At 36.2% G+C, this 26653-nt stretch carries 23 protein-coding genes and 1 riboswitch; of the genes, 7 read left to right on the top strand and 16 right to left on the bottom strand.

The features are described from left to right. Positions 1-70 precede the first annotated feature (70 nt). Together ACK3CR_RS08815 and ACK3CR_RS08810 are read right to left on the bottom strand one after the other, a co-directional pair. Positions 71-940 (bottom strand): fructosamine kinase family protein, encoded by an 870-nt coding sequence (locus tag ACK3CR_RS08815; protein WP_243516222.1) that lies wholly within the window; start codon positions 938-940, stop codon positions 71-73. A gap of 52 nt (positions 941-992) precedes the next feature. Next, positions 993-2537 (bottom strand): NAD(P)H-hydrate dehydratase, encoded by a 1545-nt coding sequence (locus tag ACK3CR_RS08810; RefSeq protein WP_243516220.1) that lies wholly within the window; start codon positions 2535-2537, stop codon positions 993-995. 622 nt (positions 2538-3159) lie between these two features. Here ACK3CR_RS08810 and ACK3CR_RS08805 point away from each other — a divergent pair. Then, positions 3160-3321 (top strand): hypothetical protein, encoded by a 162-nt coding sequence (locus ACK3CR_RS08805; protein WP_488975254.1) that lies wholly within the window; start codon positions 3160-3162, stop codon positions 3319-3321. A 62-nt stretch (positions 3322-3383) separates the two neighbouring features. On the opposite strand, the gene ACK3CR_RS08800 is transcribed toward ACK3CR_RS08805, so the two are convergent. The 3 genes from ACK3CR_RS08800 to gnd all read right to left on the bottom strand — a co-directional run bounded on the left by ACK3CR_RS08800 (position 3384) and on the right by gnd (position 7194). After that, positions 3384-4577: a class I SAM-dependent rRNA methyltransferase gene (locus ACK3CR_RS08800; protein ID WP_328123907.1), complete on the bottom strand. Its 1194-nt coding sequence runs from the start codon at positions 4575-4577 to the stop codon at positions 3384-3386. Between the two features lie 145 nt (positions 4578-4722). Continuing rightward, positions 4723-6261, bottom strand: coding sequence for a gluconokinase (gene gntK / locus ACK3CR_RS08795; protein WP_488975253.1), 1539 nt, complete (start codon positions 6259-6261; stop codon positions 4723-4725). Between the two features lie 36 nt (positions 6262-6297). Next, entirely contained in the window at positions 6298-7194 is an 897-nt protein-coding gene (gene gnd / locus ACK3CR_RS08790) for a phosphogluconate dehydrogenase (NAD(+)-dependent, decarboxylating) (RefSeq protein ID WP_243516208.1), read from the bottom strand. A 146-nt stretch (positions 7195-7340) separates the two neighbouring features. Between gnd and ACK3CR_RS08785 the strand changes: the two genes are divergently transcribed. Continuing rightward, positions 7341-8186, top strand: a complete 846-nt coding sequence (locus tag ACK3CR_RS08785) for a MurR/RpiR family transcriptional regulator (protein WP_019394720.1) — start codon at positions 7341-7343, stop codon at positions 8184-8186. Between the two features lie 51 nt (positions 8187-8237). Next, positions 8238-9410 (top strand): M20 family metallopeptidase, encoded by a 1173-nt coding sequence (locus ACK3CR_RS08780; RefSeq protein ID WP_328123906.1) that lies wholly within the window; start codon positions 8238-8240, stop codon positions 9408-9410. A 38-nt stretch (positions 9411-9448) separates the two neighbouring features. On the opposite strand, the gene ACK3CR_RS08775 is transcribed toward ACK3CR_RS08780, so the two are convergent. From ACK3CR_RS08775 to ACK3CR_RS08755, 5 genes are all read right to left on the bottom strand, one after another. Beyond that, positions 9449-10066, bottom strand: coding sequence for a YitT family protein (locus ACK3CR_RS08775; protein WP_040060414.1), 618 nt, complete (start codon positions 10064-10066; stop codon positions 9449-9451). 97 nt (positions 10067-10163) lie between these two features. Continuing rightward, entirely contained in the window at positions 10164-10583 is a 420-nt protein-coding gene (locus ACK3CR_RS08770; protein ID WP_410914190.1) for a DUF6789 family protein, read from the bottom strand. A 163-nt stretch (positions 10584-10746) separates the two neighbouring features. After that, positions 10747-11694 (bottom strand): homocysteine S-methyltransferase, encoded by a 948-nt coding sequence (mmuM, locus tag ACK3CR_RS08765; RefSeq protein ID WP_488975252.1) that lies wholly within the window; start codon positions 11692-11694, stop codon positions 10747-10749. Next, the gene (gene mmuP, locus ACK3CR_RS08760; RefSeq protein WP_488975251.1) at positions 11666-13084 is read right to left on the bottom strand and encodes an S-methylmethionine permease; all 1419 of its coding nucleotides are present in this window, start codon (positions 13082-13084) and stop codon (positions 11666-11668) included. Before mmuP ends, mmuM begins: the two co-directional genes overlap by 29 nt. A gap of 87 nt (positions 13085-13171) precedes the next feature. Beyond that, positions 13172-13277: riboswitch (SAM riboswitch) on the bottom strand. Between the two features lie 145 nt (positions 13278-13422). After that, positions 13423-15030 (bottom strand): diguanylate cyclase, encoded by a 1608-nt coding sequence (locus tag ACK3CR_RS08755; protein WP_488975250.1) that lies wholly within the window; start codon positions 15028-15030, stop codon positions 13423-13425. 406 nt (positions 15031-15436) lie between these two features. On the opposite strand from ACK3CR_RS08755, the gene ACK3CR_RS08750 reads away from it, so the two are divergent. After that, positions 15437-16360 carry an iron-hydroxamate ABC transporter substrate-binding protein gene (locus ACK3CR_RS08750; protein ID WP_488975249.1) on the top strand — a complete coding sequence of 308 codons (924 nt, stop codon included), beginning with the start codon at positions 15437-15439 and terminating at the stop codon, positions 16358-16360. Between the two features lie 290 nt (positions 16361-16650). After that, positions 16651-17652 carry a YdcF family protein gene (locus ACK3CR_RS08745; protein WP_410914205.1) on the top strand — a complete coding sequence of 334 codons (1002 nt, stop codon included), beginning with the start codon at positions 16651-16653 and terminating at the stop codon, positions 17650-17652. Positions 17653-17858: 206 nt separating this feature from the next. Here ACK3CR_RS08745 and ACK3CR_RS08740 read toward each other — a convergent pair whose 3' ends face one another. From ACK3CR_RS08740 to ACK3CR_RS08725, 4 genes are all read right to left on the bottom strand, one after another. Continuing rightward, positions 17859-18776 (bottom strand): ABC transporter substrate-binding protein, encoded by a 918-nt coding sequence (locus ACK3CR_RS08740; protein ID WP_040060423.1) that lies wholly within the window; start codon positions 18774-18776, stop codon positions 17859-17861. A gap of 24 nt (positions 18777-18800) precedes the next feature. Further along, positions 18801-19793, bottom strand: coding sequence for a FecCD family ABC transporter permease (locus ACK3CR_RS08735; RefSeq protein ID WP_410914204.1), 993 nt, complete (start codon positions 19791-19793; stop codon positions 18801-18803). 27 nt (positions 19794-19820) lie between these two features. Then, entirely contained in the window at positions 19821-20852 is a 1032-nt protein-coding gene (locus ACK3CR_RS08730; RefSeq protein ID WP_488975248.1) for a FecCD family ABC transporter permease, read from the bottom strand. Between the two features lie 440 nt (positions 20853-21292). Beyond that, on the bottom strand, positions 21293-21670 hold the full coding sequence (locus ACK3CR_RS08725; RefSeq protein WP_040060427.1) for a winged helix-turn-helix transcriptional regulator: 378 nt from the start codon (positions 21668-21670) through the stop codon (positions 21293-21295). Positions 21671-21790: 120 nt separating this feature from the next. On the opposite strand from ACK3CR_RS08725, the gene ACK3CR_RS08720 reads away from it, so the two are divergent. Next, complete coding sequence (locus tag ACK3CR_RS08720; protein ID WP_430239967.1) at positions 21791-22468, top strand: NAD(P)H-dependent oxidoreductase; 678 nt, start codon at positions 21791-21793, stop codon at positions 22466-22468. A 129-nt stretch (positions 22469-22597) separates the two neighbouring features. Further along, positions 22598-23692, top strand: a complete 1095-nt coding sequence (locus ACK3CR_RS08715) for a TDT family transporter (RefSeq protein WP_488975247.1) — start codon at positions 22598-22600, stop codon at positions 23690-23692. Between the two features lie 44 nt (positions 23693-23736). Here ACK3CR_RS08715 and ACK3CR_RS08710 read toward each other — a convergent pair whose 3' ends face one another. Together ACK3CR_RS08710 and ACK3CR_RS08705 are read right to left on the bottom strand one after the other, a co-directional pair. Further along, positions 23737-24993: a DUF445 domain-containing protein gene (locus ACK3CR_RS08710; RefSeq protein WP_488975246.1), complete on the bottom strand. Its 1257-nt coding sequence runs from the start codon at positions 24991-24993 to the stop codon at positions 23737-23739. Positions 24994-25454: 461 nt separating this feature from the next. Further along, positions 25455-26612 (bottom strand): glycerate kinase, encoded by a 1158-nt coding sequence (locus ACK3CR_RS08705; RefSeq protein ID WP_243516182.1) that lies wholly within the window; start codon positions 26610-26612, stop codon positions 25455-25457. Between the last annotated feature and the right edge of the window lie 41 nt (positions 26613-26653).

The following is a 26653-nucleotide window of genomic DNA, read 5'->3' as shown; positions in this document are numbered from 1 at the left end:
TTGAATATTCAGTTTACATTTCGAACTATAGCATATCTAGTAAATGATGTAAACTACTCTTTTTTCTTTTTCACCCTACATAATAGCGCCAAACTCGGTCTACAGACCTTCCGTAAGCTTCTCCAAAAAGATTTAAATGAACAAGTAGATAAAAAAGTTGATAGAGTGGTTTTCTTTCCTCATACTCTGGAGAAAGCGGCCGAACTTCTTGATAAGCTTGATAAAATTCTGAAGAAAATCCACCAAAAAGTTCAGTAAAAGAAAGTTCAAATTCAGAATGACCATAAAATACTGAGGGATCAATCAAATAAGGACCTCCTGCTTTACCAACAATCCAATTTCCTCCCCAAAGATCCCCGTGAAGTAAAGAAGCCTCACAAGAATGAGGAAGCCATTTCTCCATTCTCTCAAGAAGTTCATAAAGCCCTGCTTCTCGTTCCTGATAAAGGTACCCCTTTTTCTTTGCAAGTTCTACTTGAGGGAGAAGACGACTTTTCGTGTAATATTCTGACCATTTCTCATAGTATTGATTTGGCTGTTCCATCATCCCAATATACGAAGAATGAGGAAAACCAAATTTATCTTTACTTACACTATGCATAAGTGCAAGCTGTCTGCCAAGAAGCTCTTCTGTTTTTTCATTTTTCTCTCCTTGAATCCATTCTAAAATAAGCCATCCTTCTCCGCTTTCTGTTGATTCATGAAAGTCGTACACATTTGGTACCTGAATAACACCTGTCTCTTTGATTTTCTTTAGGCCTTGAGCTTCTTGTTGAAAAAAACCAGGAGGTGTAGAATTATTATACTTAATAAAATATTCTTCTTTCTCTGTCTTCACATAAGATGCCTGATTGATATCACCACCAGAAACAGGCCGGATTAATTGAACGTTTGAAGTGTCACCTCTATTATAAATAGCTTGCTTAATGAGTTTTTCCAATCCTTCTAACTCCCCTTTCCTCTTAAAACCTTAAAAGAAAATGGTTCACATTTCAGTATCCAGTAGAATACTCCTTTTCTCTATATAATTCATGAAGCAGTGGAGAAATTCCTTCAATAATGTCTGTAGCTAGTACATCTAATGGAGAATGTGTAGATGCTACTAGTTGATCTGCTATAGCACCATGAATAAATACAGCATTACTCAGCGCCTTTTGTACATTTTCATACTGAAGAACAGATCCTAAAATCATTCCTGTTAACACATCTCCACTACCACCTTTTGCAAGAGCAGGATTTCCCGAGGAATTTACAAATTGCTCTCCAGCAGGAGTCGTCACGATAGTAAAAGGTCCTTTTAAAACAAGATATACGCCATACGTTTGAGCAAACTCGCGCGACTTTCCGAATCGGTCACTCTCTACTTCTTTAATAGACAAATCCAGAAGTGAGGCCATTTCACCTGGATGAGGAGTTAAAATTGTTGGAAAATTTCTCTCCTGCACTTTCTGTAAATGAGGTTTCACATGGAACAATGCATCTGCATCAAGCACAAGGGTAACCTGCTGTTTCAATATTTCCTCAACGATCTTTTCCGTCTTCTTATTTCTTCCAATTCCTGGACCAATGCCAATAGCATCTAGTTGCAAAGAGCTGTAATCTTTCACTTCAGAAAGCATACCTTGGTGGCTTTGATGAAGATTGTACATTGCTTCAGGAAGATGAGAGGCAATAATAGACTTAATGTTTTCGATAATGCCAATTGTGAGAAGTCCTATCCCACTTCGGGAAGCAGCCTTCGAAGAAAGAACAGCAGCCCCAGGCATATTTTCGGATCCTGCTATCATAAGAGCTCGCCCATATGTTCCTTTATGTGAGGAGATGTCCCGATGTGGAAGAGATGAAAGCACTTCATTTTTACTCCACCTTCTTTTCATATGCGAATTCTGTTCTATAACAGAAGAAGGGATGCCAATATCAACAGTTTTAATATCCCCATAAAAGTTTGCACTAGGAAACAAAAATGCCCCTTGCTTGGCACCTTGAATAACAAATGTAGTATGAGCTTTAATCGCTACATCTACTTCCCCTTCATCCGCATTGAGTCCACTTGGAATATCCACGGCATATATGATTTTGTTTGCCTCATTTATTTCTTCAATGATGCTTCGATATGGATCTCTCACCTTTCCTTTTGTACCAATCCCTAAAAGAGCATCTACAATAATCGTACTTTTCCTTAAAGAAGTTTGAAATACTTCTTCATTTTCTTCATAGATTTTATACGAATGCCCGCAATTCTCATAAATCTTTAACGCCCGTTGGGCATCTTCTGCAACACTTCCTCCTTTATGACTCATCCAAAGCTCAATAGAAAAGCCTCTCTCCTTTAAAATACGGGCAATAACAGCTCCATCTCCCCCATTATTCCCCGTTCCAGAAATGACAATAATCTTATCATTTTTTTTGATTCGACTTTCAATTTCTCGAGCTACTGTCTGCCCTGCATTCTCCATTAACATACCGTTATTTAATCCAATCTTCTCCATTGTTTCTTGATCAATGTTATACATTTCATCTTTTGAAAAAATTCTCACCCTATATTCCTCCTTACTTTCTTCTTTCTTTTTATTTTCCCGTTCTAAAAAAATCAATACCTAAAAAAAAGAATGGCTTAACATCAAATGTTCCACGGGTTTTTATAGGTATTACAGACTATATTTATTAAATTTAAATTTTTAACAGTACGGGAAATAATTCGACATTTCGACAAATAAGCTATTTTTTATATTATTTTAGAAAAACAATAGTGTTTTTTGGTATTTTTTTATAATAATTTCTATATAAATACAGACTGACAGTTAAATTGGTACAGAGATAACCGAAGTTCAGATCTATATTTTCTGAAAATAATTTTTTCTACCAGGAAAGAGGATCAAGAAAAGGTTGAAAAATAATAAGAGCCGAAGGAAAAAGTGGATAAAGGATATGAGGAAGCTAGCAGATCAAGAAACTGGTGGATAAGAAGTTGAAGATATTGATTATAGGGATAGGCTTCTCAAAAAGTAAGGGAGTATCCTTAGATGATGTACCACTATAAATACTGTTTTCTATCTGTTTTAGCCAGAAGGGAAACAAAAGATACGCAGGTAAGGGAGTTCATAGTATTGATAGGCAGCACTAAACCAAGAATGAAGAGTAAAAAAAGAGGATGAAGTTATGTCGTTAGGAAGAGAAAAGGCGGATATTGTAGAAGAACAGCTTTTTTGCTGTAAAAAGAAGTTGAAAAAGGTCGTATATAGGAGAATGGAGGAAGCGATTTATTCGAGGAAAGAAGAATTTAGAAAAAAGAAGTCTTTAAGTATTAAAAACTGTGGATAACCTTTCCTCTCTAAGTTATCCACAGTTTTTAGAAACAGAAAAAAAGCCTAAAACGGAGGATTTTAGGCTTTTTGAATGAAGACAACTTTTAAATAGTTTCCTTCTTTAAAATGAGGATTTGTTTTAAAATCTTTTGGTAACTTATATTCTTCGAGAATTTTATAGCGTTCTCCTTTAGCTTTGAAAGCTCCATCGATAAAGGTTTTAAACTTTTTCATATCAAAGCCACTATAGTTTGTAGAAGCAACAATTACTCCATTGTCGTTTGTTAGATCAATTGTGTCTTCTAAGAGCTTTTGATAGTCTTTTGCGACACTAAATCTAAACTTTTTAGAGCGGGCAAAGCTTGGAGGATCTAATATAACTAAGTCATACGTAAACTCTTTTCGTTTTGCGTATTTAAAGTAGTGAAAAACGTCTTCTACGATAATATCATGGTCTTCATGATCAAGTTGATTGACTCTAAACTGCTCAATTGTTTTACTTAAACTTCGATTAGCAACATCCACGCTTGTTGTTTTAGAAGCACCACCAACTGCAGCACTAACAGAAAAGGCACCTGTGTAGGAAAACAAGTTAAGGACCGTTTTATTTTTAGCATAATGATCTTTAATACGTTCTCGCACGTTGCGCTGATCTAAGAAAATCCCGACCATAGCTCCGTCGTTGAGGTATGTTGCAAAATTCACATCATTCTCTTTGATAATTAACGGAAATTGAGCACGCTCTCCATCTACAAAATCGTCATCTTCAATATATTGACCTTGCTGATCAAAACGCTTCTTCTCATATAAGCCTTTATATTGAACAACCTTTTTTAAAGCACTTAGGATTAAATCCTTGAAAGCATAAATTCCTTCACTGTACCAATTAATAACATAGTATCCTTCAAAATATTCAATCGTTAAACCGCCAATACCGTCTCCTTCACCATTGAACACTCGAAAAGCAGTTGTGGATAAGTTTTGAAAGAATGAAGAACGATAAGCAAGGGCTTGAGAGAGCTTGTTGATAAAAAAAGATTCATCAATCTTTTCGCGCTCGTTTGTTGTAAGAACCCAACCATACCCTTTATTTTGTTTTCCATAGTATCCTGTTCCTAAGAACTCGCCACTTTCTGTTACTAACCGAAGTAGCTGACCTTCTTTTTTAAGCACATGTGGATTCACAATGGCCTCTTTTTTTAATAGAGGAACACCACTTTTAATTTTTCCTGCGTCTTTACGTTTAATTTGCAGGGAAAGCATTTCACTCATTTTTTCATCTCATTTCTTCTATCATTAAAATTACACTTGTTCATTATCGTAGCACTTTTTCTTTTAAAGTGAAACAACACATACGTTTCATGTGAAACAGCTAAAAAAGCCGATACTTTGAAAGTATCGGCTTTTTTTCTCTTTTTTAAGACTGTTTTTCTTGAAAGGCAGCGATGTTTGCATACTCTTCTTTAAAAAGGCGCGCAAGGCGAATGTAAATAGAGGAAAGCTCTTGGTATGTTTGAGCATTCTCTTCATTTGGTGCATGTTGATGAGTTTCTCCAACCATTGAAGATACAGCATTTAAGGAATCAATCTCTCCAATACTATAAAGGCCAAGCAGAGCTGCCCCTAAGCATGAGCTTTCAAAGCTTTCCGGAACGGTTACTTCCTGTCCAAAGATATCGGCCATCATTTGACGCCAAACCTCTGATCGAGCGAATCCGCCTGTAGCTTTAATTTTCTTTGGTTCCCCAATTAACTCACTTAAAGCAAGAAGTACAGTATAAAGGTTGAATAAAATGCCTTCTAAAACAGCTCGCACCATGTGTTCACGCTTATGATGAAGTCCTAATCCAAAGAATGAACCTCGTGCATTAGCATCCCATAATGGAGCACGCTCTCCTGCCAGATATGGGTGAAAAATTAACCCTTCAGCTCCTGCTTTAACGTTAGAAGCCATTTCAGTTAATAAATCATATGAATTCTTACCAAGATCTTTTGCTTTTTGAATTTCTTGCTCTCCAAGCTGGTCGCGAACCCATCTGAAAATCATGCCTCCGTTATTTACAGGTCCTCCGATTACCCAGTGATCATCTGTTAGCGCATAACAAAAAATGCGGCCTTTCGGATCTGTTACAGGCTTATTTGTTACAGCACGAATGGCTCCACTTGTCCCAATTGTAACAGCTACAACACCTGGGTCGATTGCATCTACCCCTAAGTTTGATAAAACGCCGTCACTTGCACCAACAACAAATGGAGTTGAAGCAAGAAGACCTGTTTCCTGTGCAAACTTTTCATCCAAGCCTGTTAAAGAATGCGTGGTTGAAACCGGTTTGGAAAGATGATCTTTTGTCACTCCTGCTACTTCAAGAGCTTCCTCATCCCAATCAAGATTTCGCAAGTTAAACATTCCCGTTGCAGAAGCAATAGAATAGTCTACAACATATTCATGGAAAAGCTTGTAGAAAACATATTCTTTAATTGATACAAACTTATGCACAGAAGAAAATAGCTCGTTATGCTCTTCTTTTAGCCACAGCAATTTTGACAGCGGAGCCATTGGATGAACAGGTGTACCTGTGCGCAAATAAATTTCATGGCCATTATATTCATCCATGATTTTTTGAGCCCAATGCGCACTTCTGTTATCTGCCCATGTGATACATTTAGTAAGGGGTTCTCCCTTTTTATCCACAGCTACAATACTGTGCATAGCGGAACTAAATGATACGCATACAATATCTTCAGCATTAACGTTGCTTTTCGCTACTGTTTCTTTAATACTTTCAATAACAGCTGCAAAAATCACTTCTGGATCTTGCTCTGCTGTTGCTGGAGTTGGAGAAAACAGTGGATACTCAACCCCATGCTTTTCAATGACTTTGCCTGCAGGTGAAAACAAAACAGCTTTCGTACTTGTTGTACCAATATCGACCCCTAGTACATATTTTTCTCCCATGTTTCTTCCTCCTTTATGTTTCTCCTCTATGCTTGTTTATTTATTAACAACACTGTGCCCACCAAATTCATTACGAAGTGCAGCTACGACTTTACCAGAGAATGTGTCGTCTTCTAATGAACGGTAACGCATCATAAGAGAAAGAGCAATAACAGGTGTCGCTACTTGATAATCAAGAGCTGTTTCTACCGTCCATTTTCCTTCTCCTGAAGAGTGCATAATTCCTTTTAAGCCTTCTAACTTTGGATCTTTCGAAAATGCATTTTCGATAAGTTCCATAAGCCATGAGCGAATAACAGAGCCGTTATTCCAAACACGAGCAACCTCTTTATAATCGTAGTCATATGGACTTTTTTCTAATACATCGAACCCTTCTGCCATTGCTTGCATCATACCATATTCAATTCCGTTATGAACCATTTTCAAGAAGTGACCACTTCCACTTTCACCTGTATATAAGTATCCTTTTTCAACACAAATATCTTTGAAAATCTCTTCTACATAACTAAATGCATCTTTATTTCCACCAACCATTGTACAAGCACCATTACGAGCCCCATCTGTTCCTCCACTTGTACCAACATCTAACAAATGGATGCCTTTCTCAGCGAGACGAGTTGAACGTGCTAATGATTCTTTATAGTTTGCATTCCCACCGTCAATAATAATGTCATCTTTCCCTAGAAGGCTCTCAAGCTCGGTAATTACACCTTCTGTAATTTCTCCCGCTGGAACCATTACCCATACAACTTTACGTTCAGGAAGTTTTGAAACAAGTTCTTCTATTGAATAAGCTCCTTTAGCTCCTTCTTTCTCAATGTTTTGAACAGACTCTTTTGCAACATCAAAAGCTACCACTTCATGTTTATGATCTAATAAATTTAGAGCTAAATTAAAGCCCATTTTCCCTAGTCCAACGATGCCGATTTCCATTGTAAAACCTCTCTTTTGAAAAAAATTTTTATGTCCTTATCTATTATACGAAAAAAAATTTCTTGTTGCAATCGTTTACAAGTTTTGTTTTCTCGTTGTAAAATAAATATTAAACGCTAGTGAACGTAGAGGAAGTGATTTATGATATGGTACAAAACTGTTTAGGTAAAATACGCTCCCATTTTGCTCGATTTAGTGAAAAAGAAAAGAAAATCGCTAATTATATCTTAAATCATCCCGAGAAAATTATTCATGGGACGATTAATGAGGTTGCAGAAGATTTGCGTGTAGCAGATGCAACAGTATTTCGCTTTTGCAAACGAATTGGTTTCAAAGGCTATCAAGCAATGAAAATTTCACTTGCTTCTGAAACAATGAGTCCTGTTCAACAAATTAATGAAAAAATTTTAGAGGACGATGATGAAAAAACAGTCTCTCAAAAAATTTTTCATTCAAACATCCGAACACTTGAAAATACGCTTGAAATATTAGAGCAATCATCTATTCAAAAAGCGGTGCAATTCCTGCTTCAAGCACGCCGCATTCATTTCTTTGGAATAGGAGGATCCAGCGTCATTGCAATGGATGCTTATCACAAATTCATCCGATCAGGTATCGATTCCTTTGCTTTTATTGATTCACATTTTCAACGAATGTCTGCCTCACAGCTCACTGAAAAAGATGCAGCTGTCTTCATCTCCCACTCAGGCTCTAATAAAGAGATCATGGAAATTTTAGATGTTGCTAAAAAGAATGGAGTCAAAACCATTGGTATTACAAGTTTTCCAAAATCTCCTTTAAGTCAAGGTGTAAATGTAGCACTTTATACAAGCTCTGAAGAAACAGAATATCGTTCTGAAGCACTTGCTTCTAGGATTGGTCAATTGAGCCTTATTGATGCTCTTTATGCGAATATTATGATGCTAAATAAACAAAAAGCAGAGGTATCCTTAGAGAAAGTAAGGGATGCTATTTCAAATACAAGAATGTAAAGCTTGATAAGAAAATAAGGATAAAGAAACAATATCGGAGGGATAAAGGTTATGAAAGAACAGTTAGCCCGTTTAGAAGATATTTACCCTGAAATAGTAGAACTGCGCCGCTATTTTCATCAATATCCTGAACTCTCATTTCGTGAAGTACAAACTCCTGCTAAAATCGCAGATTATTTAAATTCATTAGGGTTAGATGTGAAAACAGGTGTTGGAGGAAATGGAGTTGTTGGCTTTCTAAAAGGTGGTGCTCAAGGAAAAACAGTTGCTTTACGTGCTGATTTTGATGCTCTTCCAATCCAAGATGAAAAAGATGTTCCATATAAATCTAAAAATCCAGGGGTTATGCACGCATGTGGACATGATGCTCATACTGCAACACTCCTTGGCGTTGCTAAGGTTCTCTCTGAAATGAGGGATAGGCTTTGTGGAAACGTCGTATTTATCCATCAATTTGCGGAAGAAATAACGCCTGGCGGAGCAAAACCAATGATTGAAGATGGATGTCTTGATGGTGTGGATGTTATTTTTGGCACACACCTTTGGACACCTATCCCCATTGGGGAGATTGGATACCGTAGCGGAGAATTTATGGCAGCTGCGGACCGATTTGATATTACAATTAATGGGAAGGGGGGCCACGGGGCTTCCCCTCATGATACAGTTGATCCAATCGCAATCGGAACTTCACTCGTTCAAGCTCTCCAGCACATTGTAAGCAGACGCGTTGATCCTTTAAAGCCCGCTGTCTTAACTGTAGCCTCTTTCCAAGCCGGTGATGCTTTTAATGTTATTCCGCAAAAAGCTACCATCAGAGGTACGGTTCGCACCTTTGATGAAGAAGTACAGCATTTTATTCAACAAGAGATGGAAAAAATCACGGAAGGTATTTGCCAACAAGGTGGAGCTTCCTATGATTTTACATATCAAAAAGGATATCCTGCTGTAATCAATCATTCTTATGAAGCAAATTTAGTTGCAGAACATTCTTCACTTATTGTTGGGTCTTCTAATACAAAAGAGGTTTTACCAAATATGGGTGGAGAAGATTTTGCTTATTATCTTCAAAAAGTACCAGGTGCATACTTTTTCACTGGTGCAGGCAATGAAAAGAAAAAAGCAAATTACCCTCACCATCATCCTAAATTTGATATTGATGAGAGGTCAATGCTTATTGCAGCAAAAATGCTGACTTCCCTTACTCTTTCTTATTTACAACCTTAATCAAAGGAGCCATATCAAGAGATTGATATGGCTCTGAGCTATTGATCTTGAACGGACAAGTCAATAATGTTATAGGCAATAAAGTACGTAACAAGAGAGTAAAAGGCTTCTCTCATTCCAAATACAAAAATAGAACTTCCAAAGATAATAAAGTTAAAGATCATCACATATTGACCGATAGAGAATCTTGTTCTCTTACTTAATAAAATAGCTAAAATCTCCGTCCCATCTAAGGCTCCTCCATAGCGAATAATCAATCCTATTCCAAGTCCTAAAATTGTTCCTCCTACGCCAATTACAACAAAAGGGTTTGTTGTAAGAACCGGGTATGGTTTCAACAAAAACATTCCGCTCCATAACGCAAAAATGGCAAGCATACTTAGAAATACAAATCGCCTTCCCATATATTGATATCCTACAAGAAGAAAAGGACTGTTTAATAAAAGAAGAAGAGGGCCTGCTTCAAAAGACGATAGATGAGAGAGAATGAGACTTACCCCAACAATTCCCCCATCAATGACGCTGTTTCTCACGAGGAAAAGCTCTAAAGAAACGGCAACAAGCATTGCTCCACAAAGAACAAAAAAAATTCTCCTGTATAAAGATGTTTTTCTAACACTGCTTTGAATTACATATTTCAATCGTTCAACGTACATATACGCCCCCTATCTAAACCTCTCCCGTACTTGTCCATAGTCCAATATATTCTTCAACCAAAAGAACATGACGGTTTTCTCGAGAAGGCGTATAAAACTATTTATCCCGCTTATAAAAAAGACTTAATAACATACCAAATATTAAATGGCCAAGAAGCCAAAACCCTAAAGAAGATAAAGATGAAAGAGAGGGGGTTCTCTCTGACATAATTGTAGAAGGATATAAAAGAAGACCAATACACATTGCCATCATAATTGTTGCTGTTCTGCTCTTTTTCTTCGTTAGATTGATTTTTTGAAGCACAACAAACCAAACAACAGAAACAATAACAGCTACTATAAGATGAAGAATAAGCTCCAATGGTTCATTTGATGTTACCCGTTTTAACAATGGAATATAATCTACATTTAGTAACAATGTATAAACACGAAGATGAGTTAATTCTTCGATTCCTTTTAAAAAAACACTCATTATGATACCTGAAATAATTCCACCTATAAAAGCTCTCCATTTCATATTTTGTCCTCCTTTTTTCTATGTTCTTGTCTATAGTGGAGCACTTGCAAAGATGCTACGAGATGTAATTACCAAAGGAACTCATCCGCTGATGAATCTCTACAGCCAAAAGCGGATCAACCTATAGAAAAAGCGTTTCTAAGCTAGCTTAGAAACGCTTTTTTCAGGCTCTAAATGTATGAGCAAGCTCTTTAATATGCTGTGGAGAAGTACGACAGCATCCTCCAATTAAACGGGCTCCTGCTTCATACCAGTCTTTCGATTCTTCATGAAATCCTTTTCCTGTTGAAGATCCATGCCACGTTTTTGTTTCAGCATCATACGCCTCTCCCGAGTTTGGATAAACAATAACAGGCTTACTACTGTAGTGATGAAGAGTACGAATAGCCTCTGTAACAACACTTGTAGCGGAGCAGTTCACGCCAACTGCAACAATCTGAGGATGTCCCTTAAAAGCTTCTGCACATACCTTAAGCGCACTTCCATCACTAATCTCCTTCTCATTTTTCAGGGAGAAAGAGAGCCAAGCATAAGCAGGTTGAAACTTTTCCAAAAGACCAGACAAGACCTTTGCTTCCTGCAAAGAAGGAATGGTTTCAAATGCAAGAACATCCGCTCCTGCTTCAATCAACGCTTTAATTCTTGCTTCATGAAAGGCTCGAAGGGTTTCATCATCAACCCCATAGTTTCCAACGTATTCAGAACCATCTGCAAGGTATGCTCCATATGGTCCAACAGATGCCGCGACAATAGGTTTTGGTCTCCCATTGCTCTTGTGTTCCTCCCAGAAATCATCACGTGCCTGTTTGGCAAGCTCTACCGTTTTTTTAATAAGCTTAATTCCCTCTTCTTCTTGAATTCCTCGCTGTTTAAAGCCATCAATTGTTGCTTGATAGCTTGCTGTAATGGCACAATCTGCTCCAGCAAGAAAGTATTCCTTATGAACTTTATATATAAGTTCTGGATTTTCAATAAGAACACGTGCAGACCAGAGAGGATCATTAAGGTCGCAGCCATACCCTTCTAGTTCTGTTGCAAGTGCTCCGTCTACAATTAAAGTTTGATATTTTTCTAGAATGTTTTTAACTGGATCTTTTCTCTCCACTAGCATATTCAATAGGCTCCTTTTTCTTCTTAAAATGTTGAGTTGTGTAATATACGATATAACATAAAATAATAAATGGAAGGCCGCAATACAAGGCTATACGCTGTGTTGGGTCAAAAGCAATCCCAATACATGATGCTAAACAAAGTAAAAATGATGCAATAGGGACAAATGGATAAAGAGGTGTTTTGTATACTAAATCTTCAACAGAGTTTCCTTCTCGAATATAACGGCGGCGGAAGAAAAGCTGTGAAAGACTAATGCTCATCCAAACTACAACAACGGCAAGTCCCGAGATAGAGACGAGAACAATATATACTGTATCAGGAGCAATAATGCTTGAAAATAAAGCAAGCACCCCTCCAACCATACTCAAAATTACAGCATAGATTGGAACGCCTCTCTTTGTTAATTTTGCAAAGATAGGTGAAATTGTTTTTTGATCAGCAAGTGACCAGAGCATTCTAGATGAAGCATAGAGCCCTGAGTTTGCTGCTGATAAAATAGCTGTTAAAATGACGAAGTTCATAATATCTGCTGCGTATGGGACACCTATTTTTTCAAGAACGGCAACAAATGGACTTTCTACCACTCCTGATTCTGAACTTGGTAAGAGTGCTGCCAAAATAACAATCGTTCCAACAAAGAAAATAATAAGCCGGAATAATGTTGTACGAATAGCCTTTGGAATGTTCTTTTCTGGATCAACTGTTTCCCCAGCTGCAACCCCAATAAGCTCTGTTCCTGAAAAAGCAAAGTTAACTGCAAGCATCGTCATTACAAGAGCTAATGCTCCATTTGGAAAAAGACCTTCACTCGTTATATTAGAGAAAAATGGAGCAGCTTCTGAATGCTCAAGCGGAATGATACCAAACATTGCTCCGGCTCCTAGAATAATAAAAAATACAATGGCTAAAACTTTGATAGATGAAAACCAAAACTCTGATTCTGCAAAAAATTTGACTGTTAAAGCATTAAGAACAAAAATCAAAATAGCAAATAATGCACTCCATATCCACACATTAATAGATGGAAACCAACGCTGCATAAGCAGCCCTGCTGCTGTAAACTCTGATCCAAGAGCAACCGTCCACGTTAACCAATAAAGCCATGCAACAACATATCCTGTTCCTGGACCGATATATTTGGCTGCATAGGCATGGAATGCTCCTGTTTCAGGCATATGAACAGAAAGTTCTCCTAAACATAGCATTACAAGATAGACAACAACGGCACCAACAAGATAAGAAAGAATAGTACCAAAAGGGCCTGCCTGTTGAATTGTATAACCAGAGCTGAGGAAAAGACCTGTTCCAATAACTCCTCCAAGTGAAAGCATTACAAGGTGTCTTTCCTTCATTTTTCTTTGAAATTCCTGTTTTGGTTGAGCTCCCATGCTGATTCTCCTTCATATTTCAATTAAAAGTCCAATAAAAAAACGCATCCAATCCATGGATGCGTTACTGACAAATAAAAACGTACGGTCCTATCTATCAGGCTAAATCACCCGCTGGAATTAGCACAGTGTCTATAATCGACCTGTTGCTGAGGCTTCAAAGGGCCAGTCCCTCCACCTCTCTGGATAAGAATTCAATTTTCATAACTATATCGTTCTCTTCATTAATTGTCAATACCATTCCAATAGTTCTGAATAGTCAGATATAATAAACTAAAAAAAGGGCAGAGAAACCTGCTCTTTTCGATCAACTCTCTTTATTTTCTTCATTACTAGCACTAAAACATTCTGCTCATTAATTTTCCTACTCTTGTTTCCAACTCTAATAAGTTGAACGGCTTTATCATATAATCATCTGCCCCAAGTTGAAGTGCTCTCGCCACACCCTCCTTACTGTTTCGTGAAATAAGCATAATTACTTTATAAAGCCCTTGCTGTTCTTGACTATGCAGCCTTTTTAGCACTTCTAATCCATCTACGTTTGGCATAATCCCATCTAAAATCACAAGACAAGGATTCTCCTCTGTTATATGCCATTTAGAATTCATAAAGTCTTTCCCATCCTTAAATGTTTTAACTTCAAGAACCATCTGCTGGTGAGGAAACTTTGTTAAGATGCCTTTGATAATCGTTCTAATAATTGGATCGTCATCAACTACTGCTACTTTCAATGTTTTTTGAGGCCAAAAACTATATAAGGCCTCTGCCTTCTGTACTCGATTGCGACCTTTTTTCTTTACCTCATAAAGAGCATTATCTGCTAGTTGTAACCAGTATTCGAGTGTATTTACATTGTTTACCTCTACAATCCCTGAGGAAAATGTGCAGAAAAATGTCCTTTTTCCTTCAAAGGACAACTCCTTAAATTTCCTCCGTAACCGATCAATCACCTCATACCCTTCCTGAATATTTGTTTTCGGAAAAAGAATGATGAATTCTTCTCCCCCAAAACGAACCACAATGTCATTCATACGTGTCTCCTCTTTTAAAAAGCGAGCAAATGCTTTTAAGATTTCATCTCCAACAAGATGACCATGTGTATCATTAATTTTCTTGAAATGATCAATATCTAAAACAGCTAAACAGTATGGTTCTCTAGAACGATTCCTTTCATTTTGCAACTGTTCATAAGCTTGATTTAAATATTTACGATTATACACATGTGTCAACTCATCAAGAAGTAACAGATCATGAATTTGATTTTTTCTGTCTAATTGCCTTTGAATACGAACAATAAACTCCGTTATATCAAACGGTTTCTGAATAAAATCATCTGCACCTTTTCGGTAGCTATTAATGCGTGTTTCTTTTTCTCCATCGCCACTTACTATCACAGTTGGAATGAATTGTTGTTTAAGCTTTCCATTTAAAAACTCAAGCAGCTCAAGTCCACTTTTCTCCTTCATATGAATATCAATAATCACACAATCTGGTTTCACATCGTAAAGAGCAGAGGCAGCCTTTTGAGGGTTTGCTACTACAATGACATACCAATTAGCTTCCTCTTCTAATTTTTCTTTCATATACATTAAAAAAGATGTGTCATCATCAATTAATAAGATGACAGCACTCTCTTTTTGTTGTTCATTAATCTTTTTGGAAAAGTCGATTATTTCTTGATAATCATATGCGTAACAAAGATGGATGACATCGAATATATAGTGCTCTACATTCTCCATTCCCCACTCTTCTTTATCCATATCTTCTAGCCCATTCATTAGCTCTCTTGCCTTTACTCTAATTTTATCCAAACCTATTGTTGCAGCTGTCCCTGCTATAGAATGAAGAAATCTGTAAAGCTCTTCATGAGAAATGAAAGAAACAACTTCCCAATCTTTTAGCTGTTTCCGTATATTTTTCAAGAAGTGCTGCTTATATTTTTCCATTTCTGATCTCCTTGTTGAAAGAAATTGATATAGAAAGAAGAAATTCTCTATCTTCCCATAAAGAGATTTCTTGTTTTTATTATAAAATTTTTCCATTAATATAGTATTTCCCCAAGTAAGCTCCCTTTTACTGAAATAAAAAAAGTGAAAGTAGCTGCACATTTTCTCTTCTAAACATATGAATTCACTTTTTATTTCTCCTGTTTTATTGTTAATTAAAAAATAGTCAAAGCATATGATGTAAACGATTTAAATATAGATTGACAACTACATAAATCGACATTATATTAAAAATATAGTTAGTAATGATAATCATTATCGTTTAATTGTTTTTATATACATAGGTGGATAATTACGATAATCGTTCATAAACTAACCACTATATTCTTTTAAAGGAGAAATTAATATGAAAAAATGGTTAGTGCCCCTTTCCCTTGTTTTCCTGTTACTAATAAGTGCATGCAGCAACGGAAACACTGATAAAGATAAGAATTCAGCTTCAAGTGATAGTAAAGAAGAAATGGTTACATATCAGTCAGAAAGCGGATCTGTAAAAGTACCGAAAAACCCGAAACGCGTTGTTGTTCTTTCTAGCTTTGCAGGTAACCTAGCTAGCCTTGATATTAATATTGTTGGAGTGGATAGCTGGGCTAAAGATAATCCTCGCTATAATAAGTATTTAAAAGATGCAGAGGTCGTTTCTGAAGATGATTTAGAGAAAATTATTGAACTTAACCCTGATCTTATTGTTGGTTTATCTACTACAAAAAATATCGATAAACTAAAGGATATTGCTCCTACTGTTACATATACATGGGGTAAACTTGATTACTTGGAACAACAGATTGAGATTGGAAAGCTTGTTGGAAAAGAAGACGAAGCACAAAAATGGGTGGATGACTTCAAGAAAAGAGCACAGCAAGCAGGTAAAGATGTAAAAGCAAAAATTGGTGAAGATGCAACCGTTTCTGTAATTGAATCAGCAAATAAAGAGCTTTATGTTTTTGGCGATAATTGGGCACGAGGTACAGAGGTCCTTTATCAAGGAATGGGGCTAAAGATGCCTGAAAAAGTGAAACAAGATGCATTAAAGGAAGGATATCGTTCAATTTCAGCTGAAGTTCTTCCACAATATGCGGGCGACTATATTATCTTTAGTAAGAGTTCAGAAGCTGATAATTCATTCCAACAAACAGAAACATACAAAAACATTCCAGCAGTAAAGAATGGCCATTTATTTGAAATGGATTCAAAAGAAGCATACTTTAGTGATCCAATTACGTTGGATTATCAGCTAGATTTCTTCAAAAAATCTTTCTTAGAAAAATAAACATAAAATTACTCCCCCGTCTCTTTCTAAATAAAGAGACGGGGGATTTTTATTTATGGTAAATGACTTTTAGTTAATAACTAGCAGAAACGAATGGATACCATTAATTCTTCCTTTTCGTATCCTAATTTCTTTTTTATTTGCAACGTAATTATGAGTTATGCTGAAATATTTAGCAAGAATAAAGGTATTACATCTTTTCCCTTAAATTAGAGCATTATATATAGGCTTTTACATGCTCAAAAGATAATATATATATAACATCAAAGGAGGTACTGCCATTGATATTAGTGTCTTTAACCGCTGTCAGCTTTCTTTTATTCTTAATTAGTTACTTAACGGATAAGAGACGAATCTTAAATGGATTTTTACTCACGATAAGCATGCTGCTTCTTATGATGAGTATTACAGTGGTTGTTCTAAAAGTGGAGTACCTTGAACCACTTAAATGGATTTTAGTTTTATTTGCTATTTTGTTTATCTTTCTTACCCCCTTTACCATTGTGTTTATTGCTATTTATCTAATCCGTAACGGTCGTGAACTTATTAGAAAAGAAGGAAAAAAGCCTACAAACCTGCTTTCCCTTACATTAGGAGTGGCTATTATTTTATTTATTGTCTCTTATGCAATTTTCTCACAATACCTTTTTCCTTCTATTATTTCTATAATCTTAGTTATCGCTATATTTTATGGGTTTTGGTTTTTCTGCTATTTAGTCTCTACCTACCTTTATTTCCTACACCAACCATTTCGGAATAAAGACTTTATTATCATACTAGGAAGTGGAATTATTGGAGAAAAAGTCCCCCCGTTACTTGCAAGTCGACTTGATAAAGGAATTTCTTTCTACTATAAACAGATAAAGAGAAAAGGAAAACGAGCTAAATTTATTGTAACAGGTGGACAGGGACCGAATGAATCGATTCCGGAAGGTGAGGCAATGGCTCGTTATCTACGAAATGCAGGAATACCTTCTGACGACATTCTAGTTGAAGACAAAGCAGTTGATACAAATCAAAATATGAGATTTTCAAAAGAGATAATGGAGAGAGAAATGCGGGATTATAAAGCCATCTTTGTTACAAATCGCTTTCATCTATTTCGAGCTGGGCTCTATGCTAAGAAGGCTGGACTTTCTATAGATGGAATTGGTTCTAAAACCGCTTCTTACTTTGTTCCAAACGCTTTTATCCGAGAGTTTATTGCGATTTTATTTATGTATAAGAGTGTACATCTCCTTTTGTTTATTCCCCTAGCACTATTAGCAGCAGCTTTCTTACTCTATCAGTAAGCAAGAAAAGGAAAAGGGTTTCAAAGGCGATTGATAGATGATTGATTCCCATTTAAAATACGAATATCAACTAATCAAGAAAATAGACGTAATGCCGACTAAATATAGAAAAAAGCTAGATGAAAGGATGTTCATCTAGCTTTTTTTATTGCTAATCTTCTATTCATCAACGTGGCTTCTTAAAACTGTAGGTTGAGGCTACATTATTACTTATTAAAAAGTTTCTTTGCATCATCTAAAGCAAGCTTATTACCTAGTGCAGAATAATCAAGCCAAGGCTGTTCTGGTACAACATAAACATGTTCATTTTTCACAGCTTTTAACCCTTTCCAAATTGGTGACTTTTCAAGTTCTTTGAACGCTGTTTGTGATTGATCATCTTCGTTTACAACAACAAAAATAGCATCAGCGTCAAAGTCTGGTAGTACTTCTTGAGAGATGACTTCATATGGTTGCGTTTGGTCAAGCTCTTTCACTTTTGAAGCAGGAGTTAATCCTAGATCTTCAAATAAGATAGGGCCCATTGGACGTTTTGTTGTGAAAACGCGAAGTTCTTTTGCTGTCACTCTTATAGCCATTGTGCTGTCATGTTCACCAAGCTCTTTCTGGATTAAACTCTTAACTTCTTTCTCTTCTTCTTCATAATCCTTAATGAACTGGTTTGCTTCTTTTTCACGATCCACGATCTTGGCAATTTCTTTTAAGTGATCTCTCCACGTTCCTTTATCCAAATCAAACACATGAGTTTCTGCAATTTTTTCGAACTGATTTAAATCACTTCCTGAGTATTCTTTATCAAGATAAATAGCATCTGGTTTTAGAGAGAGTAAAGCTTCCATATTTGGATCTTTGACAGAACCTAGCTTTTCTGTATTTTTCAAGTCTTCTTTAACATGAGGCAGAAAATCTTTTAATGCTCCACCAACAACTGATCCAGCTGGTGTTAGGCCTAGAGCAAGAAGGTCATTTGTTAAATGAATTGAAAGTGAGGCAATTTTCTCTTCCTTACCACTCTTTGTATCTTCTGATGTTTTACGATTTTCACTTGAATTGCTTTGACCACATCCAGCGAGAATACTTACCACCATGACAATGCTTAGTATTGTGATTAAATATTTTTTCATCTTGTACTCCTTTTTTTTATCTATTTATTTAGTTTTTATTAATAAGTAAAGAAAATAAGGGGCGCCAACAGCAGCAACAACAACTCCTGCTGGAATAGAATTAGGCTCAAATATATTTCTCCCAATCGTATCAGCTACAACTAAAATCAGCAGACCAATAAGAGCTGAAAGAGGTAAAAAATGTCGATATAATGGGCCTACAAGTCTCCTAGCAAGATGAGGTGCTACTAGACCAATGAAACCAATTCCACCTGCCATAGCTACGCTAGCACTTGATAAACCAACAGCTAAAGCTAATAGCAATAAACGCTTTTTTTGAACGGATGCTCCTAGACTTGAAGCAACTTGATCTCCTAAAGAAAGAGCATCTAAAGTTTTTGACTGAAACCATGAGAGCGGACCTAATACAAGAATCCAGGGCAAAAGAGTAATTACATGAATCCAATCTCTAGCCCATACATTTCCAACTAACCACCTAGAAGCAAACATATATGTTTCTTCATCTAGACGTAAGGATAAGAAAAGAGTAGCAGCGCTAAACCCTGCTGAAACAGCTATTCCAACTAGGATCAATCTAATTGGGATGACACCTTGCTGCTTATTGTATGTTAATAAAATAATGACAACGGCTGCTAATATCCCTCCTATAAAAGTGAAAAGAGGGATATAAAGAGAGGCATGTTCATTTAATGAGTGAAAATATGTAATGAAAATCATCAATCCAAAAGCTGAACCTGTATTAAGTCCAATAATTCCGGGATCTGCTAAAGGGTTGCGAGATAACCCTTGTAGAATAGCTCCTGAGATTCCTAATCCAATCCCAGCTAAAACGGTGATTAGTATACGAGGTAAGCGATAATCAAAAAGCACCGTCTCACTGTAAAAATCACCTTTCCCTAAAAATGTATTAATCACTTCTAAAGGAGATAGTGGGATTGTACCTGTATCTAGACTAATAAGAATTGAAACTAAACTTAGAATGATGAAAAGAATTGTTACAACATACGTTCTTCTTATTTCCTTGTTGTTCCATAAAGTTCTCACCTATAATTCCCTCCCTATTTTACGGGCAATATAAAGGAAAAATGGAACACCAACAAAGGCTACCATAATACCAATAGCAAGTTCTCGTGGAGGGTCAACGGTGCGGGCCCCCAAATCAGCGATAACTAATAAGATAGCTCCTAATAAAGCTGACATTGGAATAATAGCATAATAATTTGTTCCGACAATTTTCCTTGCAATGTGGGGAATTACAAGGCCAATAAACCCAATTGAACCAGCAACTGATACTGAAACTCCTGCTAAGATAACCGCGAGAACGATTCCTATAGCCTTAACTCTTAATGTTTTAACCCCAAGGTTAGCAGCCATATCATCTCCCATTGCAATAAGAGAAAGAGATTTACCTAAGCAAGTACTAATTCCAATAACAACGAGGATAATAGGAACTAATATGAATAAATGAGACCATTTTACTCCTGATACTCCACCTGCATACCAAAACGCTAGATCTTGACTCAAATCATAATAGATAGCAACTCCAGTTGTTAAAGAATGTAACAGAGCTGCTATAACTGCACCTGCTACTGTAAGCTTCATTGGGGTAAACCCACCCCGAGAAGCTACACTAATAGCAAAAATTAAAAGTGTACTCAAGATAGCTCCGATAAAAGAAAACACCATGAGAGTTGGGTAAGCGAGATTTGGTAAAAAAGCAAAACATAGAGCAACAATAAGCATAGATCCTCCATTAATCCCCAATACTCCCGTATCTCCTAAAGGGTTACGTGTAATGCCTTGAATAAGTGCTCCAGCTACAGCAAAAGCAGCTCCAATAACAGCAGCTCCAATGACCCTTGGAAGGCGTAGCTCATGAATAATTTGCTGAGCAGTAATTTGATTATTATAATGAAAAGTTGCTTGCCATACAGTTTGAAAATCTAGATTCTTCGCTCCAAAAGTAATCCCTATAAATACACAAATGCAGAGAATGATAAGAGCTAGTAAAAAAGAGAGAAAGATGACAGAACTTGTTCTCTTTCTAATAAATTTATTTGAAAGACTATTTCCCATATGCTCACTCCTCTAGTAGAAGCCTTCCTTATAAGAATCCCTTTTCTCAATTGATAATCATTTTCACAATATCCCTATTATAGCGAGTGAAAATACGAATGACAATCCTTACTTAATAGCGAACAAAAAGCCTAATCAATATTGATTAGGCTTAGAGTAAATAAAACAGAACAAGAACACTGATATTAATCGGCAAGCTCCACATCCTACTATACATCTGAGGTTTATTTTCTATTCTTTTTATGATATATCCCCTTAAACAATGCATTAATGAAAGTAAGCAGAAAAAAGATGAAAACAGATAAGGGCACCTTTTCTTGATATCCCTTTGTGAAAAGAAGAGAAAAGAAAATTGAAAGGAGAAATTATTAAAACGTTCCACGTGTAAATAATCTTGTTTTCCAAATGAATACCTCTTTTTAAAATACGTTCTAACTCCTTTAAGATTGGTTTGTTTCATGCTTCTCTCTGTTTTCTAATACTTTTTCCATATTTTCTAATCCCCAATTTCTCATAAATAAAATGAGTGGTTCTAGAGATCTTCCAAACTCAGTTAAGGAATATTCCACTTTAGGGGGAATTTGACGATAAATCTCTCTATGAACAATTCCTGAAGCTTCTAGTTCCCGAAGTTGAAGTGTAAGCATTCGCTGTGTAATTCCTTTGTTGAGTCTTTTTAATTCATTAAATCGTTTTGTTCCATTAAGTAAGTGATAAACAATAACACTCTTCCATTTCCCGCCAATAACATCAACTGTTGCTTCAACAGGACATGAATATCTCCCAAGAAAGGCTAAGTTTGATTCCTTTTCATTCATACAGACACCTTCTTTCCACAGTACCTTTTTTGATACTATACCACAAAAATGTGCGTACTTATATTTATTGTTTATGTGTACTATACTCTACCTATAAAACGAAAAAGGGAGAGGATAATGATGGCTACAAAACCAACCTTTAATAAAGAAGAAATCTTAAATGCTTATCAATATAGACATGCTAGTAAAGAGTTTGATAAAACAAAGAAAATTTCAGAAGATGACTTTAATTTTATTCTAGAAACAGGGCGACTTTCCCCTTCTTCATTTGGATTTGAACCATGGAAATTTGTTGTAGTTCAAAATGAAGAAATACGCGAGAAATTAAGAGCTGTTTCATGGGGAGCTCAAAAGCAGCTACCAACAGCAAGTCACTTTGTTGTGTTTCTTGCTCGCACAAAAGACAGTTTAGCTCCTGATTCAGATTACATTCAAGGAATGATGAAAAATGTGCACGCCCTTCCTAATGAAGCTGTGGAAGGTAGAGGAAAGGCATACCGCAATTTTATTGAAAATGATTTTGAATTAACTAAATACGATGAGCAAATGTTTGAATGGGCAGCTCGTCAAACTTATATTGCTATGGGAAATATGATGACGTCTGCTGCAATGATTGGAATCGACTCTTGTCCTATTGAAGGTTTCGATAAAGAGAAGGCAGAAAAAGTACTTATCGAAGAAGGTGTGATGCCAGAGAAAGGTTTTAATCTCGCTTGCACAGTTGCTTTTGGATATCGTCTAAATGACCCTCGCCCTAAATCGAGACAAATGTTACAAAGTATCGTAGAGTGGATTTAATCTAAAAGCTCGTTGCTTATAGCAACGAGCTTTTTTGTAAGCATTCCTCTCCCTCCTCCATTTTCATGCATACCATGTTACAATAAAAACATTAAAGCTTACACATATTTCAAATGATGGTGAGGGTCTATGCTATATTTTATTTTACTAATCATTCTTTCTGCTCTTATGACTTCTTTTATGATAATGAAAGAAGTTTATATTAAAACATCAACAATGGCCATTGTGATGGCATTGGGTATTATTACAGAAGGAGCCTTATCAAACTATTTTGGTTCTAAATTTTTTACATTAGGCTATGGAAAAGTTATTAGTATCGTTATCTTCTCTCTTTGGATTTCTTTTTTCATTTCTATTTTAACTTCACTTTTTCATCATAAATTTATTGAAAAACACTATAATGACCCTTTAAATCGATTTGGAATGGGAACCTGGATTGCTGGCACTTCAATTTCCGGTATTTTGCTTGCGAAACATTTTACTGACTTGCTTTTCGTTGCAAAGATACTTTCCCTTTTCAATGGTGGTTTGTGGACTATCTATATTTTCATATGCATAAAAACACTCCTAATTGCCCAAAGAGCTCAACTCCTGAAAAAGGCTCACGGAATTTTGCTTCTTACAACAGTTAGTACCCAATCAATTGTACTATTGTTAAATACCGTCTGGATTGATCTACCGCAAATACTTAATGTTTGCTTAGTCACAACAGGAATTCTTCTTTACTGTATTAGCCTCTTTTTTATAGCTAAACGCTATGTCAGTCGATCTTCTACTGGGAGAGTTGCTACACATTGGAATAATACTAATTGTATTCTTCATGGAGCTTTATCGATTACAGGGCTCGCCTGTATAACGTCTCAAGCCATTGATCCAGAAATGATTTTATTCATTTGGGCACTTGCTTGTCTTATGTTTTTTCTTGTTGAAGGAATTGAAATTTACCGCATGTATGAGCGCATTAAATTATATGGAATTCGAGAAGGTATTCTAACGTACGATGTATCGCAATGGAGCCGATTGTTTACGTTTGCTATGTTTTATACTTTCACTTCTTATGTTGAACCTTCATCAAAACTTCAAGCAATTGTTCAGCATACTACATTATTAACGGGCATTTGGGTTATTCTGTCCTTATGTCTTGCTGAACTTTTAATGCTCTTTTTTAGCTCTATTGCACATCCTAAAACAAACCAAATACAGCGTAGTGAACAATCTTTATAAAAAATAAAACTCCTGCGGTCCGCAAAAAGCCACAGGAGTTTTGTTTATATAACAAGCTTAAATATAGATAAAACAAGACCAATCAAGAACCCACAGAGAGCTCCATTGACGCGAATCCACTGTAGATCTTTACCAACATTTGTTTCTACCATATGGATAAGCGTGTCATTATCTAATTTTTCAAGGTTTTCTTTCACAAGGCTACCAATTTTAGAATGATTATTTTCAATAAAAGAAGAGGCTTGTCCGTGAATCCATGTTTCAATTGCGTTGACTTTTTCTTCATCACTCTTCGTTTTCTCAATAAGTTCTCTTACAGCTGAGAGCACATGTTTTTCAATAAACGCTCGATCCTCTAGCATTTTATGAAGTTTATCCTTATATCGCTCTAAAACAGCTTTTATTTTATCCGAGGCTTCAATGTTTTGAACTGTTTTATCTTTCCATTGATTGATTTCAGCCATAAGCTCTTCACGATCTGAAACACCGTTAATTTCCTGGCGAATACGATTTAAAATAAGTCCCCGATAAGGATTATCCTTATCTTGGAGGAGAACGATCTTTTCAAGAAGAAAAGGCTGAAGGATTTTTCCGAGCTTATCCTCATTGATAAAACTACTAAAAGAGCTCATTGCCATTTTTAAAAATCCATCTGACTCTGTATTATCAAGAAATTGTTTGGCCATTACACCAATTTTATGTCTTGTATCTTCTTTAGAAATCCATTTTTCTACTTCAGCTAAAATATAGTCTATTGCTTTTTCATCTAGATTTCTTTTTACAACTTGATCTGTTAGAGATTTTACAAAAACAGTAACATCTACAGATGAGATGTATTTTTTTAACTCTTTTTCAATGAAAATAGAAATTTTCTCTAAATCCACTTTATCAACAGCATGTTTAAGTCCCGATTGAGTTGCTTTATAAACACCTTCTGATGCCAGTTCTCGCTCTAGGAGTGGAAAAAGCTTGTCTGTAAATGTGATCTGTCCAATTTTCCCTTTAATACTCTCTTTTGTCAGCCAATTATTCTCAACCATTGCAATGGCTCCACGCACCATCTTATCACGGTTTTTAGGAAGAAGTGCTGTATGTGGGATAGGAATACCAAGTGGATGGCGGAAAAGAGCTGTTACAGCAAACCAATCCGCAAGTCCCCCAACAAGCCCCGCTTCAAATCCTCCTTGTAGAAGTTTGCCAATAATAGAATCTTGAAAAGGAAGGGTTGCTAGAAACCCTATACCCATAATTCCTAGTGAAATACCTGCAAAGTATCTGGATTTTTGTTGTTTTTTTGCCATTATAACTTCCCTCAAATATAGTTTTTTATCGCTTTCTTTCATGATTATTCTCAATATAAGAGCTCATATACTATGAAAAGGCCACACTTTAAAATGTAGAAAAGTGACAGCTTGCTCGTTTATTTTATCAAAGAACGTTATCATTAGCCACTTCTTACCATAATTAAGAATAAAAAAAGAGGACCTTTAAACTCACAAGGTCCTCAACTAATAGCTATTGTATCTAGCTTCTAAATACATTTCAATAGACTTTATTTTTAATTCTGTATAGATAGATTTTCGGAAACTCAGCACGTCTAGTACTTTATAAAAGTATAGATCTGCTTTCGAGTAACATCCAAGTGGATCTTTAGTTGCTAAAAAATTCACCCGTCTCACATCCTTTAAAAGAAGTGACATTGTATATACCAAATTATAACATATCAAGATTAAAAGAAGCCAAACCAATTCATTGTTTGGCTTTAATCAACAGTTTTTATTGATAAAGAGTTCATAATATTGATTGAAGCGGCAACATTTCTCGCTGCTCTCTTCATGTATCCTTCTGCATTTTCAATAGCATCAGAAAGGGATGTTACACATGGAACAATTGTAAATAACGCATCGATTCCATGTTCATGTACAACTTCACTATCTTCAGAGAGGGAACCCGCAAATCCAATGACAGGAACTCCATATTTTTTGGCAGCTTTTGCTACCCCAATCGGCGTTTTGCCATAGATCGTTTGACTATCAATTCTTCCTTCTCCTGTAATAATAAGGTCTGCCTTCTTTGCATGCTCTTCAAAATCTACCGCATCTAAGACGATATCAATCCCTCTTTTTAATTGTGCGTTCAGGAAAGCAAACAAACTTCCCCCAATTCCTCCAGCTGCCCCACTTCCCTTAATTTCTCGAAATGATATTCCTAACATTTCTTCGGCAATATCGGCAAAATGCGCAAGGTTATTATCAAGAATATCAATCGTTTTAGGAGTAGCACCTTTTTGAGGACCAAAAACAGCCGACGCTCCTCTCTTTCCTGTTAAAGGATTATCTACATCACATGCTACTTCAATTTGAATATCTTTAATTCGCTCATCAAAGTGTTGTAAATCTATTGTTGAAAGCTTTTCAATTGCCCCACCGCCAGGACCAATTTCTTTTCCTTCTTGATCTAATAGCTTAGCACCTAAAGCTTGCAGCATACCTGCTCCACCGTCATTTGTTGCACTTCCGCCAATGCCAATAATAATGTGGTTGACACCCAAATCAAGGGCAGCCCCTATTAATTCTCCTGTTCCTCTTGTTGAAGTAATAAGTGGATTTCTTCTTTCATGTGGAACAAGATGTAGACCAGATGCAGCCGCCATTTCAATGATGGCTGTTCCTCGGTCTCCTGTTAAACCAAAGAAAGCCTCGACTTCCTCTCCTAAAGGACCTGTCACTGTTCTTTTCTCAATTGTTCCCCCTGTTGCATCAACTAACGATCTCACCGTTCCTTCCCCGCCGTCGGCCATTGGAAGCTTTACATAAGAAGCTTCTGGAAAGATTTCCTTAAACCCTTTTTCGATTGCATCAGCAGCCTCTAATGCAGATAAGCTTTCTTTAAAAGAGTCAGGAGCAATGATAATTTTCATTTTATTCATCTCCCTTTTCACATCTGTTTTTTAGTCCATAA

The organism is Priestia sp. TRM10, assembly GCF_057808375.1.
The sequence above is the reverse complement of the archived record's forward strand: the minus strand, read 5'-3'. Positions and strand labels throughout refer to the sequence as shown.